The sequence below is a fragment of the Pseudarthrobacter sp. MDT1-56 genome (assembly GCF_059383555.1).
In genome coordinates this window covers 122,038-136,905 of record NZ_JBWZCK010000008.1, presented here as the reverse complement: position 1 = coordinate 136,905, position 14,868 = coordinate 122,038, and the positions used below count along the sequence as shown (strand labels likewise).

General features: G+C 67.7%; 15 protein-coding genes. 9 read left to right on the top strand and 6 right to left on the bottom strand.

Annotated elements, in window-relative coordinates; translation table 11 throughout:
- Positions 1–41: 41 nt before the first annotated feature.
- Together AC50YC_RS12785 and AC50YC_RS12780 are read right to left on the bottom strand one after the other, a co-directional pair.
- Positions 42–668, bottom strand: coding sequence for a thymidine kinase (locus AC50YC_RS12785; protein ID WP_354171832.1), 627 nt, complete (start codon positions 666–668; stop codon positions 42–44).
- A gap of 47 nt (positions 669–715) precedes the next feature.
- Entirely contained in the window at positions 716–1,510 is a 795-nt protein-coding gene (locus AC50YC_RS12780) for an alpha/beta fold hydrolase (protein ID WP_494953883.1), read from the bottom strand.
- A gap of 227 nt (positions 1,511–1,737) precedes the next feature.
- On the opposite strand from AC50YC_RS12780, the gene lysS reads away from it, so the two are divergent.
- The 3 genes from lysS to AC50YC_RS12765 all read left to right on the top strand — a co-directional run bounded on the left by lysS (position 1,738) and on the right by AC50YC_RS12765 (position 3,923).
- Entirely contained in the window at positions 1,738–3,270 is a 1,533-nt protein-coding gene (gene lysS, locus AC50YC_RS12775) for a lysine--tRNA ligase (protein ID WP_494953882.1), read from the top strand.
- 2 nt (positions 3,271–3,272) lie between these two features.
- Positions 3,273–3,464, top strand: a complete 192-nt coding sequence (locus AC50YC_RS12770; RefSeq protein ID WP_494953881.1) for a hypothetical protein — start codon at positions 3,273–3,275, stop codon at positions 3,462–3,464.
- A gap of 132 nt (positions 3,465–3,596) precedes the next feature.
- The gene (locus AC50YC_RS12765) at positions 3,597–3,923 is read left to right on the top strand and encodes a histone-like nucleoid-structuring protein Lsr2 (protein WP_354171840.1); all 327 of its coding nucleotides are present in this window, start codon (positions 3,597–3,599) and stop codon (positions 3,921–3,923) included.
- On the opposite strand, the gene AC50YC_RS12760 is transcribed toward AC50YC_RS12765, so the two are convergent.
- Complete coding sequence (locus AC50YC_RS12760) at positions 3,920–4,120, bottom strand: hypothetical protein (RefSeq protein ID WP_494953880.1); 201 nt, start codon at positions 4,118–4,120, stop codon at positions 3,920–3,922. The two genes, AC50YC_RS12765 and AC50YC_RS12760, sit on opposite strands and share 4 nt — an antisense overlap.
- 154 nt (positions 4,121–4,274) lie before the next feature.
- Between AC50YC_RS12760 and AC50YC_RS12755 the strand changes: the two genes are divergently transcribed.
- The 6 genes from AC50YC_RS12755 (at position 4,275) to dhaM (ending at position 12,451) form a co-directional block, all read left to right on the top strand.
- Positions 4,275–6,767 (top strand): ATP-dependent Clp protease ATP-binding subunit, encoded by a 2,493-nt coding sequence (locus AC50YC_RS12755; RefSeq protein ID WP_494953879.1) that lies wholly within the window; start codon positions 4,275–4,277, stop codon positions 6,765–6,767.
- A gap of 140 nt (positions 6,768–6,907) precedes the next feature.
- Complete coding sequence (locus AC50YC_RS12750; RefSeq protein ID WP_494953878.1) at positions 6,908–9,043, top strand: S9 family peptidase; 2,136 nt, start codon at positions 6,908–6,910, stop codon at positions 9,041–9,043.
- An 82-nt stretch (positions 9,044–9,125) separates the two neighbouring features.
- On the top strand, positions 9,126–9,635 hold the full coding sequence (locus AC50YC_RS12745) for an amino-acid N-acetyltransferase (RefSeq protein WP_494953877.1): 510 nt from the start codon (positions 9,126–9,128) through the stop codon (positions 9,633–9,635).
- A 514-nt stretch (positions 9,636–10,149) separates the two neighbouring features.
- Positions 10,150–11,151 (top strand): dihydroxyacetone kinase subunit DhaK, encoded by a 1,002-nt coding sequence (dhaK, locus tag AC50YC_RS12740; protein ID WP_494953876.1) that lies wholly within the window; start codon positions 10,150–10,152, stop codon positions 11,149–11,151.
- Positions 11,152–11,153: 2 nt separating this feature from the next.
- Complete coding sequence (gene dhaL, locus AC50YC_RS12735) at positions 11,154–11,780, top strand: dihydroxyacetone kinase subunit DhaL (RefSeq protein ID WP_494953875.1); 627 nt, start codon at positions 11,154–11,156, stop codon at positions 11,778–11,780.
- Positions 11,777–12,451: a dihydroxyacetone kinase phosphoryl donor subunit DhaM gene (gene dhaM / locus AC50YC_RS12730; RefSeq protein ID WP_494953874.1), complete on the top strand. Its 675-nt coding sequence runs from the start codon at positions 11,777–11,779 to the stop codon at positions 12,449–12,451. Before dhaL ends, dhaM begins: the two co-directional genes overlap by 4 nt.
- 6 nt (positions 12,452–12,457) lie before the next feature.
- Here dhaM and AC50YC_RS12725 read toward each other — a convergent pair whose 3' ends face one another.
- From AC50YC_RS12725 to AC50YC_RS12715, 3 genes are read right to left on the bottom strand one after another with little or no spacing between them, the layout of a single operon-like run.
- Positions 12,458–13,150, bottom strand: coding sequence for a hypothetical protein (locus AC50YC_RS12725; protein ID WP_494953873.1), 693 nt, complete (start codon positions 13,148–13,150; stop codon positions 12,458–12,460).
- 24 nt (positions 13,151–13,174) lie between these two features.
- Positions 13,175–13,669, bottom strand: a complete 495-nt coding sequence (locus tag AC50YC_RS12720; RefSeq protein ID WP_494953872.1) for a hypothetical protein — start codon at positions 13,667–13,669, stop codon at positions 13,175–13,177.
- A gap of 54 nt (positions 13,670–13,723) precedes the next feature.
- Positions 13,724–14,560, bottom strand: coding sequence for an HhH-GPD family protein (locus AC50YC_RS12715; RefSeq protein WP_494953974.1), 837 nt, complete (start codon positions 14,558–14,560; stop codon positions 13,724–13,726).
- Positions 14,561–14,868 lie beyond the last annotated feature (308 nt).

Genomic DNA, 14,868 nt, shown 5'->3' with positions numbered 1-14,868 from the left:
GCTGCAGCTACGGCGTAGTAGGGTCCCGGGTGCCGTGGGGGCTAGTCGCCCAGCCGCCCGCCGGAGACCTCGAGGTAGCAGGAACCGCACAGCGACTCGTACCAGACGTCCTGGCCGTCGATTGCGACCTGGTCGCCGTCGAAGACCACCTGGTCTCCGGCCCGGCGGGTGTTGAAGATGGCTTTGCGGCCGCAGCGGCAGATGGTCTTGAGTTCTTCGAGGGTGTGTGCGATTTCCAGGAGCCGCAGCGATCCCGGGAACGCCCGGGTGCGGAAGTCCGTGCGGATGCCGTAGGCCAGCACGGGAACGTTGTCCAGGACCGCGATCCGGAAGAGGTCGTCCACCTGGGCCGGTTCCAGGAACTGCGCCTCGTCCACCAGCAGGCAGGCCACCGGCTGCGTGTCCACGTGCTCCAGCAGTGCGTCGGGGTCGTCGCCGTGGGCGTGGGCGGTGTACAGCTCCCGGGCGGACGCCCCGGCCGGGATCAGGAAGTCCACCGATCGGGTCATGCCCAGGCGCGACACGACGTCGGCGTCGCCCTTGGTGTCCACGTCCGGCTTGGCCAGCAGGACCCGCTGGCCGCGCTCCTCATAGTTAAAGGCGGCCTGCAGCAGCCCCGTGGACTTGCCGGAGTTCATCGCGCCGTAGCGGAAGTAAAGCTTGGCCAAGGGGGTCCTTTCGAAAGGGTCGCCCACCGATTGTAAAGGCGCGCCGCTCAGCGGCCCAGCCTGAGCCGCCGCCTGCGCGCCGGGAGGGGGCCCAGGTTTCCTTCGCCCGCCAGCAGGAACCGGGCGGCCGCCCGGGGGAGCCGGATCCCGGGCCGGAGCGGGCTTTCGTGGAGCTGCCCCGACAGCACGGCGGACTCGATCGAAGGGACGGCGGCGGCGAGCTGCCGGCCGGTCTCGGCGAAGTACTCCGGACTCCAGCCGCCACTCAGCATCAGCGTGGGGGTGGTCACGGCCGCGAAGTCGGCCAGATCGGCGTCGGCGTCGAGCACCGCCCGCATTTCCACGACGGCCGTGGGCAGCAGTTCGCGCATCTCCGCGCCCATGCTGGTCCGGGCGGAGAGGATGCTGAGCATCCGCAGCGCGCCCAGCGGCAACTCGGAGACCGGCCCGGCCGTCTCCAGACCCTGAACCAGGTGCGCCCACGCTTCATCGAGTTCCCCGGCAGCCACGGACCGCTCCGGTTCAGGCCGCCAGCGCCGGGTGAGGTTGCCGGAGAGGGACACCGCCGCGTTGTAGGTCACCATCCGGCGGATCGGCACGGTCCGCGCCGCCTGCAGGGCCACGAACCCGCCATAGCTGTGCGCCACGACGTCGCTCGAGCCGGTTTCCCGCAGCACCGCAGCCAGGTCGCTGACCTCCGTGGCCGCGGAGTACCCGGACGGCTGCGGGGACGACCCGGCCCGCCCGCGCCGGTTGTAGCAATGCACCGGGCGCCCCAGCAGGCGGCTGATCTGCTGCGCGAACGGACGGTACAGGGCATCGGTCACCAGGGTGCCGTGCACCACGACGATCCCTAACCCCTGCGCTGGCCCCTGCGCTGCCCCGGGCTGCGATCCGGGCAGGGGCGGCCGTTGCCGCGGTTGCCGCCGGGGCCGGGCCGGCGGCCGGCCGGAAGGAATGCAGCTCGAGGTGCTGATGGTCCGCGTCTCCACAGCCCTGAGTCTATTCCGCAACCGCCCGGGGCCTGGCGGGACCTGCCCGGGCAGAATCCCCGGTAAACTTGGGGATTGTGACTTCCCAAAACACCTCCGCCCCGAATACCGCCGCCGACTCCCACGACGCCAGCGAGCAGACGCGCATCCGCATGGAGAAGCGCGCCAAGCTGATCGAGCGCGGCGTCGAGGCGTATCCGGTCGGTGTTGAGCGCACCCATTCGCTGGGTGAAATCCGTGAGAAGTACGCGCACCTCCAGGCCGACGAAACCACCGGCGACGTCGTCGGGGTGACCGGCCGCATCGTGTTCATCCGCAACACCGGCAAGCTCTGCTTCGCCACGCTCCAGGAGGGCGGCGTGGACGGCAAAGCCGTCCGGCTGCAGGTGATGCTGAGCCTGGCCAACATCGGCGAGGACGCGCTCGCCGACTGGAAGGCCCTCGTGGACCTGGGCGACCACGTGTTCATCAAGGGCGAGGTCATCTCCTCGCGGCGCGGTGAGCTCTCCGTCATGGCCGAGTCCTGGTCGATGGCATCCAAGGCGCTGCGCCCGCTGCCGGTGCTGCACGCCGAGCTCAACGAGGAGACCCGGGTCCGGCAGCGCTACGTGGACCTCATTGTCCGCGACGAAGCCCGCGAAATGGTCTACACCCGGGCCGCGATCACCCGTTCCATCCGCGAGACCCTGCACCGCCAGGGTTACGTCGAGGTGGAAACGCCGATGCTGCAGCTGGTCCACGGCGGCGCCACGGCCCGTCCGTTCGAGACCCACATGAATGCGTTCGACCAGAAGATGACGCTGCGCATCGCCACCGAGCTCTACCTCAAGCGCACGGTTGTTGGCGGGATCGACCGGGTCTACGACATGGGCCGCGTCTTCCGCAATGAGGGCGTGGACTCCACCCACAGCCCGGAATTCACCACCCTGGAAAGCTACGAGGCCTGGGCAGACCAGTTCGTCATGGCGGACCGGATCAAGGAACTCATCCTCGACGCCGCCGACGCCGCCGGCGTCGGCCGCGTCCTGCAGACCGAGGCCGGGGAGATCAACCTCGACGGCGACTGGGCCTGGATGGCCGTCTACCCGGGGCTCTCCGAAACCGTGGGCCAGGAAATCACCCCGGAGACCCCGGCGTCGGACCTGCTGGCGCTCGCCGCCAAGCACGAGGTCAAGGTCGACGCCAACTGGGATGCCGAAAAGCTCGTGGTGGAACTCTTCGGTGAACTCGTCGAGCCGACGCTGCTGAACCCGACCTTCGTCTACGACTACCCGCCCTCGGCCCAGCCGCTGGCCCGCCAGCACCGCGAGGACGACCGGCTGATCGAAGCGTGGGACCTCATCATCGGCGGTATGGAGCGCGGCACGGCCTTCTCCGAGCTCATCGACCCGGTCATCCAGCGCGAACGGCTCACCGAGCAGTCCCGCCGCTCCGCCGCCGGCGACGTCGAGGCCATGCAGCTGGACGAGGACTTCCTGCGGGCCCTGGAGTACGGGGCCCCGCCGATGGGCGGCATCGGGCTCGGCATCGACCGGCTCGTTATGCTCTTCACCGGTGCCGGTATCCGCGAGACAATATTGTTCCCGCTGCTGAAGCCCGAAGGACACTGACCATGGAGTACATTGCCGTATTGCTTCCCTCCGTGGTCGTCGGCCTGATTTTCTGGTTCGCCATGAAATCGATTTTCAATGCCGACAAATCCGAGCGCCAGGCCGAAGCGCGCGCCCAGGCGGAAGCCGAAGCTAATGCCCAGGGGGCGGATACCTTCCGCAGCCATGGCGATTCCAGCGGCCCGAAAAAATAGCGTTCTTTTCGTCCTTGGGTTTTCCTTTGGAAACTCTTTTTCGCTTTGACTCGTTGCCATAAAGCAGAGGATACTTTTAAGCAGAATCATCCGCTTTTCGGAAATACTCATCCTTTTGAAAGAGAGTCTTTTATGGCACAGAAAGTTAAAATCATCCTTGTTGATGATCTGGATGGGGGATCCGCGGACGAGACGGTCCGGTTTGGCCTGGACGGGGTCAGCTACGAAATCGACCTGTCAGCGGAGAATGCTTCCGAGCTTCGCTCCGCCGTCGAGCGTTTTGTAACCCACGCGCGCAAGACTTCGAGCGGCCGCGCAACGCGCACCAAAATTTCTTCCGGCCGGAATCAGGACTCCGCCCAGATCCGGCAGTGGGCACGCGATAACGGCTATGCGGTAAACAGCCGTGGCCGTATCCAGGCTGAAATTCAGGAAGCCTACCAAAAGGCGAATTCCTAGCCGCGAATTCCTAGCCGCGAAGTCCAGCAGCCGGCGTCCTGGACGCGGCGCGACGGTGCGATACCGATGCCCGCGATACCGGTGACCTTGCCCCCGCTTTGGGCGGGGGCTTTGTCGTCGGTGGGCCCGGACGCCGACGGCGTCGCCGGGGCTGGTGCCACGGCCGCCGCCGGCTGTCCGGCGCTGCTGAAGGACACGGCCGGCTGCCCGCTCGGCGGGGCCGGCGGGCCCGCGTTTGACCCCGGATGTGACGCGGCTGTGGCGTCACGGTTTCCCCTGTGGCGAACAAGCCCCAAATCTTGAACCGGGCCACGTAGCATCAAAGTACGTCGTAGCTAGGAGTGTGGCGAAATGTTTGAGCGATTTACGGACCGTGCCCGTCGCGTAGTTGTGCTTGCCCAAGAAGAGGCACGCATGCTGAACCACAATTACATTGGTACCGAACACATCCTCTTGGGTCTGATCCATGAAGGTGAAGGTGTTGCTGCCAAAGCCCTTGAGTCCTTGAGCATTTCGCTCGACGGCGTGCGCGAGCAGGTACAGGAGATCATCGGCCAGGGCCAGCAGGCCCCGTCCGGACACATCCCCTTCACCCCCCGCGCCAAGAAGGTCTTGGAACTCTCGCTCCGCGAGGCCCTGCAGCTGGGACACAACTACATCGGCACGGAGCACATCCTGCTCGGCCTCATCCGCGAGGGTGAAGGTGTTGCCGCCCAGGTGCTGGTCAAGCTCGGTGCGGACCTCAACCGCGTCCGCCAGCAGGTCATCCAGCTGCTCTCGGGCTACCAGGGCAAGGAAACTTCCGGTGCCGGTGTTGGCCCAGGCCAGGCCGAAGGCACTCCTGCCGGTTCCGTCGTCCTGGACCAGTTCGGCCGCAACCTGACCCAGGCTGCGCGCGAGAACAAGCTGGACCCCGTCATCGGGCGCGAATCCGAAATGGAACGCGTGATGCAGGTCCTGTCCCGCCGCACCAAGAACAACCCCGTGCTGATCGGTGAGCCCGGCGTCGGCAAGACCGCCGTCGTCGAAGGCCTTGCCCAGGCGATTGTTCGCGGCGACGTCCCGGAGACCATCAAGGACAAGCAGCTGTACACGCTGGACCTCGGGTCCCTCGTGGCCGGCTCCCGCTACCGCGGTGACTTCGAAGAGCGACTGAAGAAGGTCCTCAAGGAAATCCGCACCCGCGGCGACATCATCCTCTTCATCGACGAGATCCACACCCTGGTGGGTGCCGGTGCCGCCGAGGGAGCCATCGATGCGGCCTCGATCCTGAAGCCCATGCTGGCGCGCGGTGAGCTCCAGACCATCGGTGCCACCACGCTGGACGAGTACCGCAAGCACATCGAGAAGGACGCCGCGCTGGAACGCCGTTTCCAGCCGATCCAGGTCAAGGAGCCCTCCGTCGCTCACGCGATCGAGATCCTCAAGGGCCTTCGCGACCGGTACGAGGCGCACCACCGTGTCACCATCACCGACGGCGCCCTTGCCTCGGCGGCGAGCCTTTCCGAGCGCTACATCTCGGACCGCTTCCTGCCGGACAAGGCGATCGACCTGATCGATGAGGCAGGTGCACGGCTGCGCATCCGCAGGATGACGGCCCCGCCGGAGCTCAAGATCATGGACGAGAAGATCGCCGCCATGAAGCTGGAGAAGGAATCCGCGATAGACGCGCAGGACTTCGAAGGTGCCGCCTCGCTGCGCGACAAGGAGCAAAAGCTCATTGCCGAACGTGCCGAGAAGGAACGCCAGTGGAAGACCGGCGGCATGGACGACATCTCTGAAGTTGATGAGGACCTGATCGCGGAAGTGCTGGCGAACTCCACCGGCATCCCGGTCTTCAAGCTGACCGAGGAAGAGTCCTCGCGACTGCTGAAGATGGAAGACGAGCTGCACAAGCGCGTTGTCGGCCAGGACGAGGCCATCAAGTCCCTGTCCCAGGCGATCCGCCGCACGCGTGCAGGCCTGAAGGACCCGAAGCGTCCGGGCGGTTCGTTCATCTTCGCCGGCCCCACCGGCGTCGGCAAGACCGAACTCGCGAAGGCCCTGGCCGAATTCCTCTTCGGCGAGGAAGACGCCCTGATCACCCTCGACATGTCCGAGTACTCGGAGAAGCACACTGTGTCGCGCCTCTTCGGTGCCCCTCCGGGCTACGTGGGCTACGAGGAGGGCGGGCAGCTGACCGAGAAGGTCCGCCGTCGCCCGTTCTCCGTGGTCCTGTTCGACGAAGTTGAGAAGGCGCACGCCGACCTCTTCAACTCACTGCTGCAGATCCTGGAAGACGGCCGCCTGACCGACTCCCAGGGCCGCGTGGTGGACTTCAAGAACACCGTGATCATCATGACCACCAACCTCGGCACCCGGGACATCTCCAAGAGCGTTGCCACCGGCTTCCAGTCCGGCACGGACACGCAGACCGGCTACAACCGGATGCGGGCCCGCGTCACGGAGGAGCTCAAGCAGCACTTCCGTCCCGAGTTCCTGAACCGTGTTGACGACGTTGTGGTCTTCCCGCAGCTGACCCAGGACGAGATCATCGAGATCGTGGACATGTTCGTCGGCCGGCTGGAGAAGCGCCTCAAGGACAAGGACATGGGCATCGAGCTCACGCCCGCGGCCAAGATCCTGCTGGCAACCCGCGGCTATGACCCCGCCATGGGTGCCCGGCCGCTGCGCCGGACCATCCAGCGCGAGATCGAGGACCAGCTCTCCGAGAAGATCCTCTTCGGCGAGATCCACGCCGGCGACATTGTTGTAGTGGATGTGGACGGCGAAGGCGACGACGCCAAGTTCACCTTCGCAGGCAACACCAAGCCGCGCATCCCGGAGATCGCTCCGAGCGTCTAGGCGTCGGGTCGATGGCCCCGTCTTCCTGAAAAGGAAGGCGGGGCCTTTGCGTGGCCCGCGAGGTCACAGTATCTGAAAGTACCGTTTCACTCTCGGTGAAATCGGTGTGATCCAGCGCACAGAGGGTGTTGAATCGGTGCATGGCTTCCCCTGATTCAGAGACCCTGAGCGAAAACCCCGAGACACCCTTCCATGACCTGGACCATTACCTTGCGATCCCGAGGGTGGCAGGCCTGGCGTTGAGCCCGGACGGCACGCGGCTGGTCACCACCGTGGCCACGCTCAACCCCAAAGGCACCGAATACGGCACCGCCCTGTGGGAACTGGATCCGGCGGGGCAGAAGCACGCCCGCCGCATCACCCGCAGCGCCAAGGGTGAGGCCGGCGCCGTCTTCGCCGCCAGCGGCGAGCTGTACTTCAGCTCCGCGCGCCCGGACCCGGAAACCCCCGAAGCGGACCCCGTCAACGCCCTGTGGATGCTGCCCGCGGACGGCGGCGAGGCCCGCGTCGTGCTCACCCGGGCCGGCGGAGTCAGCGCGCTTCTGGCCGCGAAGGAATCCGGCGCCCTGTTCGTCAATGCCTCCGTGCTGGCAGGGTCCACGGACGAGGACAACGACGAGGAACGCCGCAAGGCGCGCAAGGACAACAAGGTCGCGGCCATCCTGCACAGCGGTTATCCGGTGCGCTACTGGGACGCCGATCTGGGGCCTGCCCAGCCGAGGCTCTTCGCCGTCGAACCCGGCGAGGAAAAGGAACCGGGCAAGCCCACAACCGTCGACGCCGCGGCGTCGCTGAAGCTCCGCAACCTCACGCCTGACGCCGGGGCCGGCCTGCGCGATGCTGAGTCAGTCGTGAGCCCGGACGGCAAGACCATCTACAGCAGCTTCGCAAAGCCGCTCGCGCACGCGAATTCACGGTCCGTCCTCGTCGCGGTCGACGTCGCCAGCGGCACCCGAAGCGTCCTGCTGGACACCGAGGGAATGAGCTATTTCCCAGGTCCGGTAAGCCCCGACAACCGGACCCTGGTGGTGGTCAGCGAGAGCGACACCACCCCTGAAGAGGCCCCGCAGGTCAAGCTGCACCTGCTCGACGTCTCCCGCCCTGCGTCGGTAGCCGAAGCGGCAGGCGGAGCCGGGCTGATGCCGCTGGCGCACGACTGGGACCGCTGGCCGCGCCCCGCCGCCTGGCTGCCGGACGGGTCAGCCCTGCTCGTCACCGCCGATGAGGATGGCGCCTCGCCGGTCTTCCGGATCAGCGTGAGCGGAGAGGCCACAGCCGGCCAGGTCACCCGCCTGACCGCCGACACCGCCGCCTACACCGACGTCTTGGCAGCGCCGGACGGCCGCACTGCCTATGCGCTGCGCAGCTCCTACGAATTCCCGGCGGAAGCGGTGCGCATCGACCTCGCCAGCGGCGATGCCGTCCGGCTCCCCGCCCCCGCTGAGCGTCCGGAGTACCGGGGCTCGCTGGAGCGGGTGGAAACGACGGCGGCAGACGGCACCCGCGTGCCGGCGTATCTCGCGCTCCCTGAAGGGGCCTCGGCCGGCAGCCCCGCGCCCTTGCTGCTCTGGATCCATGGCGGCCCGCTCGGGTCCTGGAACGCCTGGACATGGCGCTGGAACCCCTGGCTGCTGGTGGCCCGGGGCTATGCCGTGCTGCTGCCGGACCCCGCGCTCTCCACCGGGTACGGCCAGCACCACATCCAGCGCGGCTGGGGCGCGTGGGGCAAGGCTCCCTTCACCGACCTGATGGCCATCACGGACACCGTGGTGCAGCGGCCGGACATCGACGAGACCCGCACCGCCGCCATGGGTGGCTCCTTCGGCGGGTACATGGCCAACTGGGTGGCCGGCCAAACAGGCCGGTTCAAGGCGATCGTCACCCACGCCAGTCTGTGGGCGCTAGACCAGTTCGGCCCCACCACGGACGCCGCGCAATACTGGCTTAAGGAGATGACGGCCGAGATGGCGCTGGAGAACTCCCCGCACCTGCACGTGGAGAACATCAGCACTCCCATGCTCGTCATCCATGGCGACAAGGACTACCGCGTCCCGATCGGCGAGGGCCTGCGCCTCTGGTACGAACTCCTGTCCAAGTCCCAGCTCGCGGCCGATGAGAACGGCGAGACCGAGCACCGTTTCCTCTACTTCCCGGACGAGAACCACTGGATCCTGCAGCCGCAGCACGCCAAGGTCTGGTACGGCGTGGTGGAGCACTTCCTCGCCAGGAACCTGCTGGACAAGGATCTGCCGGTGCCCGCTGAACTGGGTCTCTGAGCAGCATCGCGCCTCCGGCTCGAAGGCTGGCGCGTAGGGCGCCATTCTCAAGTCCAAGGCAGTGCCCCCGTAGGATTGGGCTGTGACTGAGACAATCCGCATCCGCCTTGCCCGCACAAGCGACGTCGGGGCGATCAAGACACTCGTGGCGCCGCTGGCCGAGCAGCGGATCCTCATGGCCAAGGAAACCGTGGCCTACTACGAGAGCCTGCAGGAATTCCGGATCGCCGAATCGCCGGACGGCGAAGTGATCGGCTGCGGCGCGCTGCACGTGATGTGGGAGGACCTCGCCGAAGTGCGCACCCTCGCGGCCTCGGACGCCTGGCGGGGGACGGGAGTGGGCCACCTGCTGGTTGAGCGCCTGCTGGAGGACGCCCGGGCCTTGGGCGTCTCCCGCGTGTTCTGCCTGACCTTCGAGGTGGACTTCTTCAAAAAGCACGGCTTCGAAGTCATGGCCGACCAGACCGCCGTCGACCCCGTGGTGTATTCGGAGCTGTTGCGCTCCCACGATGAAGGCGTGGCCGAGTTCCTGGACCTCGCCCGGGTGAAGCCCAACACGCTCGGCAATACCCGGATGATTAAATACCTGTAAATGGCGCCCGGGCGGGGTATGAGGGACGGGTCTTCCCATCGATAAATTTGATGGATAAACTGATCCCGGTCCAGGGGGTGGACCACCCGACTTTCGGAGGCACGAAATTGCACGATCGCGTCAATTTTCCAGATTTCTCCGCATTCCAAATGACTATCGCCGGCGGGGCCACGCCACACCACACCACGGACCCGGGCGCCCGGGTAGACACTACCGCGGGCCCGGCCCCAGGCCATCGACCGGACCCCGTGTCCGGGCCCGGACCGGCGCCGGGAACCGATCGGGGGCGGCTCAACGCGCCGCCGTTCTCCTGGCTAGGCAGCGACGCCTGGCCGAACTTCGCGTTGTGGGCGGATAAACCCAGCTGATACACCCGCGGATCCGGGGAAGGCGGCCGCCCGGCAGCACCCCGAGCCCGCCCCAGAGGTTGTGAAACCGGAGCCTACCGCTGGCAGGGGCCCCGGTAGTAGGGTCAAAGCAAGCAGCCAGGACACACACTCCAGGGAGCACAGCCATGAAGAAGCTCATCAATGATCCCCGCGCCGTGGTTGACGAGTCAGTGGAGGGCTTCGGGCTTGCCCATGCCGACCTCGTGACCGTCTTTGCGGACCCCAAGTACATCGTGCGCAAAGACGCGCCGGTGGCAGGAAAAGTCGGGCTGGTCTCCGGCGGCGGCAGCGGTCACGAGCCCCTGCATGGCGGCTATGTCGGCATGGGAATGCTCGACGCCGCGGTGCCGGGCGCCGTGTTCACCTCGCCGACACCCGACCAGATCCTCCCGGCCACTGTCGCCGTCAACTCCGGCGCCGGCGTCGTACACATCGTGAAGAACTACACGGGCGACGTCCTCAACTTTGAGACCGCTGCGGAGCTGGCCCAGGCGGAGGGAATCGAGGTCCGCACCGTGCTGGTCAACGACGACGTTGCGGTGCAGGACTCGCTGTACACCGCCGGTCGGCGCGGCGTGGGCGGAACAGTGCTGGTGGAAAAAATCGCCGGTGCCGCCGCCGAGCGCGGAGACAACCTCGACGCCGTCGCTGCCATCGGCGACCGGGTCAACCAAAACGTGCGCAGCATGGGCGTCGCGCTGACCGCCTGCACCGTCCCGCATGCGGGGTCGCCCAGCTTCGTGCTGGAGGAAAACGAAATCGAGATCGGTATCGGCATCCACGGCGAGCCCGGCCGGGCCCGCATACCGATGGAAAACGCAGACGGCATCACCGACCGCCTGCTCGAACCGGTCGTCAGCGACCTTGGCCTGGCGTCCGGGGACAAGGTGCTCCTGTTCGTCAACGGCATGGGCGGCACACCACAGAGCGAGCTCTATATTGTTTACCGCCGTGCCGCGCAGCAGTTGGCGGAGCAGGGCGTCACCGTGGCACGGTCCCTGGTGGGCAACTACATCACCTCCCTCGAAATGCAGGGCTGTTCCATTACCGTCCTGCGGCTCGACGATGAGATGACGGCCCTCTGGGATGCGCCCGTCCACACCCCGGCGCTCCGGTGGGGGGTCTGACCGTGGGGTTGGACGTCAACTGGGCCTTGCGGTGGCTGACCCTCTCGGCCCAGGCCATGGCGGAACACCGGGAAGAACTCATCGAGCTGGACAGGCCGATCGGCGATTCGGACCACGGCGAAAACATGGACCGCGGCTTCAAAGCGGTGATGGTGAAGATTGCCGAGGCGCCCCCGGAAACGGCAGGGGCTGCCCTGAAACTGACGGCCATGACGTTGATGTCCAAGGTGGGCGGGGCCGCCGGCCCGCTTTACGGCACGGCCTTCCTCCGTGCGGCGACGGCGCTGGGGGAGGCGTCCGACATCGACGCCGCCACCCTGGCTTCGGCGTTCCAGGCTGCCCGGGACGGGATCGTGGCCCGCGGAAAGGCAGAACCGGGCGACAAGACAATGGTTGATGCGTGGACCCCTGCGGTCGACGCTGCCGCTGCCGCGGCCGGGAACAGCGATGTGCTCAAGGTCCTGGTGGCCGCCGCGGAGGCGGCAGAGGCAGGGGCGGTATCCACGGACCCGATGCTCGCCCGCAAGGGACGCGCCAGCTATCTGGGGGAGCGCAGCATCGGCCACCGGGACCCGGGCGCCGTCTCCAGCGCGCTGATCCTGCGCGCCGCCGTCGGGGCAGCTGAATGACGGTCAAGCTCGTCGTCGTCTCCCACAGCGAAAAGATCGCCGACGGCGCCGTCGAGCTGGCCGCCCAGATGGCGCCTGATGTCCTGATCCTTCCCGCCGGCGGCACCGACGACGGGCGGATCGGCACCAGCCTCGATCGGGTCATGGCGGCGCTGGAGCAGGCCGGTGATGCCAACAGCGACGGCATCGTCGTGCTGACGGATCTGGGCTCGGCCGTGATGACAGCCGAGTCCGCGGTGGAATTCCTGGCCGACCCCTCCTCCGTGCTGCTGGCCGATGCGCCCCTGGTCGAAGGTCTCGTCGCGGCCGCCGTGGCTGCGCAGGCCGGAGCGGATTCCGAGGGCGTGAAGGAGGCGGCGGAAGCCGTCTACCGGCCCCCGGCCGCGGCGCAGCACGCCCACGAGCACCGGCCGCCGGAGGCGACAGGGGACTTTGAACTCATCAACCAGGCCGGCATGCACGCCCGACCGGCCGCGAAGATTGCCGGCGGACTGTCCGGCATGGACGCCGAGGTGACCGTGAGCGGCGCGGACGGCGCATCAATGACGGAACTCATGATGCTCGGGGCGGTCAAGGGAACGGTCCTGCACGTTGAAGCCAGCGGCCCGGATGCAAGCAAAGCCGTGGACTATCTGCGCGGACTGATCACGTCAGGCTTCGGCGAACCCTAGCTAGTCTCAGGCGGCACCGGCCGCGGTCGGGTCTGCTGCTGCCGTGGCGTTCCGGGGTCCGCTCCAGGCGATCCACCCGCCGGCAACTGCCATCAGCACGGCCCCGACGGCCTGGGTCGGGAGGCTGCTTCCCGTCGTCGCCTGCCCCAGGACGACGCCCAGGAGGTAAAACACGACGGCGCCGCCCGCCAGGAGTGCCCCGGCCCAGCGCGGCAGTACGTGGGAACGCCACACCGCGACCCCCAGCAGGATGTTGCCGAGCAGGGCGAGCAGGAGGCCAACCAGGAACGCCGCCGTCATGGAACCCGGGAATTCCAGCTGCATCACCTCCTGGTTTCCGCCCAGGTAGGCCTTGCCGATCGCCGGAGTGGCAAAGGTGGAAATCACCGCCGGCACCAGCAGCAAGGCCGTACCGGCGGCCGCCGTGACCATGGCTGCCAGCGCCAGACCGCCCACCCGGCTGTTCGCCAGGCAGCAGCCCAGGGCGAAGACGCCGAAAATTGCCAGGATCGTGCCTCCGGTACTGCCTAGCAGGTGGCCGAACTGGTACGAGTCGGAGCTGACAAACAGGGCCCAGGCGTCCGGGTCCTTCTCCTGGTCCGGCTGCGGTTCCAGCGTGGACCATCCCGTGACGAGCCACGCGACCGGCAACGCCCACAGCCCGGCCCGGATCCAGTGGCTGATGTTTTGCGCGTTCACTTGGTCCACCTTTCTTCACGCGGGCTAGCCGGCCCGGAGGCCGTCCGCGTCCAGCAGCACTCCGGCTGAGATGAACCGGCCGCATTGCTCGCCGTACGGGTAGGCAACCCGCGGCGTGAACGTCAGGCTCCGGACCGGCAGGGGGATGCCGCTGGCGTCGGTGCCGCCCACCGTGGCCTCGATGGGGGATTCCGTGAGCGGATCCAGCATCAGCATCCCGGTCAGGGTTCCGTCAGCTGAGGCGGTGGCGGAACACGGACGGTCCTTGCCGTTCGGTCCCGGTTCGCAGCCCTGATCCACGGTGGTGCTGCCCGGGAACAGCTCAAGGTCATCCTCCGTGCAGCGCCCGTCCTGGCAGGCTTTGAGCCGGAGAGTTTTCACCGAACCGGCGTACTCCCGGGCCACCGTCAGCGCAACTACCGGTGCCTGGGCGATCGCCGGGCACACTGCCTGGGACTGGCACCCCGTGGCCAGAAGTGCAGTGCAACTCAGGCCCACGAGCGTCGCGAAGGTGCGCATGCTTCAGGGTAGTTCCAGCAGCCCGGCCGAGATAGGGGCCGTCATTCGGAGGGGTCAGGCGGGCAGCCGGAAACCCGCGGGATGCAGCTCGGCCAGCCCGTCGCTCAGCAGCCCGGCCAGGGCCCGCTCCAGTTGCTCCGGGGCGCAGTCGAGGCGGTGCAGGGCGGCAAGCGGGATTCCGATCCCGGCCGGTTCGAAGCCAAGGTCCGCCGGGGCCCGCCGGAACAGCTCTGCGGCCACTGGCGACTCGGCCACGCGGAGCACCGCCATCACCGCGCCCCGCACCTGACGGTCCGTTCCGTGCCAGGACTGCCCCTTCGGTGTGTACGTCGGCGGCGGCTCACCGGCTGCGAGCCACGCGCAGGAGCCGCTGACCGGGCATTCCCCGCACTTCGGCGACCGCGCCGTGCACACCAGCGCCCCCAGCTCCATGACGGAGGCGTTCCAGCGGACGGAGGTTCCGGCGTCGTCCGGCAGTGCCTGCGCGGCGAGCCGCATCTCCGCGGCGGTCAGCGCCGGTGATGGCAGGGCCGCGCCGGAAAACAAGCGCGCGTGCACGCGGCGGATGTTGGTATCCACCACGGTTTCGCGGCGCCCGAAGGCGAAGGCGGCGACGGCCGCGGCGGTGTAGCTGCCCACTCCAGGCAGCTCCAGGAGTTCCGGATACGTGCCGGGAACGTTTCCGCCGTGGTTGGCGCCGATGGCGACGGCGGCCGCGTGCAGCCGCAGGGCCCGCCGCGGATAGCCCAGCCGTCCCCATGCCCGGACCGCTTCGCCGGCGGGCTCCCGGGCGAGATCGGCAGGCCCGGGCCAGCGCCGCAGCCACTCCTCCCAGACCGGCAGCACGCGCACCACCGGCGTCTGCTGGAGCATGATCTCACTGACCAGCACCCCCCACGGCGTGCAGTCCGGCGCCCGCCACGGCAGATCCCGGGCGTTCGCCCCGAACCAGGTGTCGAGGGCGTCATGGAGGGCGGTCAGCGGAGCGGCCGCGGGAGGGTCGACCGGGCGCGCGGCGGCAGGGCCGTTGAGGGAATCGGTTAGAGCTTTGATGGATTCAGCGTAATAGACGAGGGCCACAGTCCGCCTGCGGCGTGGGAGGGCCCCATACCCGGCGGGGTTCTCTAGCCTAGAAGGATGGGCAGGCATGACAATTCAGGAACACGCGGTTCCCGCCCGAGGGCTTCCGGCAGCGGAGC